The 515-nt window shown below is 52.0% G+C and carries 1 rRNA gene; it reads left to right on the top strand.

Annotated elements, in window-relative coordinates:
* A 23S ribosomal RNA gene (locus PL597_RS26015) occupies positions 1-91 on the top strand; the annotation flags it as partial.
* Positions 92-515 lie beyond the last annotated feature (424 nt).

Raw genomic sequence — 515 nt, 5'->3', positions numbered from 1 at the left:
CCGTGGAAGACGACCACGTCGATAGGACGGGTGTGGAAGCACAGCAATGTGTGAAGCTTACCGTTACTAATAGCTCGATCGACTTCTTCGTTCCCATTGTTCATGCTCATCGAAGATGAGCATTATCTGTTCTGTCTTCACGCTGTCGCGGCCTTCGGCCGCTGCGCTGCAGACGGCGCGCGCCATAAGGTATTTTGCTTGGCAGCAAAAACCGGAAGGCGCGACGGACTAGCGTCCTGTATGGCTGCCACGCTCGATCTCGAGCAAGGCAGGTAAACGGACCAGTCACAGAAAGACGTGTAATTAAGATAAAAAGTGGCAATGCCACCCAGCTTCTCGAAAACAACAGTCATGTGAAAACATGAACAAGGTTGCTTTGGCCACCTGGTCCCTCATATCAGAGGTGGCCGGATAGTCGATTGGCGTCCCCCGTGAGCGACAAGCGAACGGGATAAGGCATGCCAATCCAAAAAAGCAATCATATGTTCATGCGTTCCGCATGAACATATGTTGCG

The organism is Agrobacterium sp. ST15.13.013, from assembly GCF_027956525.1.
GTDB classification, from domain to species: domain Bacteria; phylum Pseudomonadota; class Alphaproteobacteria; order Rhizobiales; family Rhizobiaceae; genus Agrobacterium; species Agrobacterium salinitolerans.
This window is presented reverse-complemented; position numbering and strand designations above follow the sequence as displayed.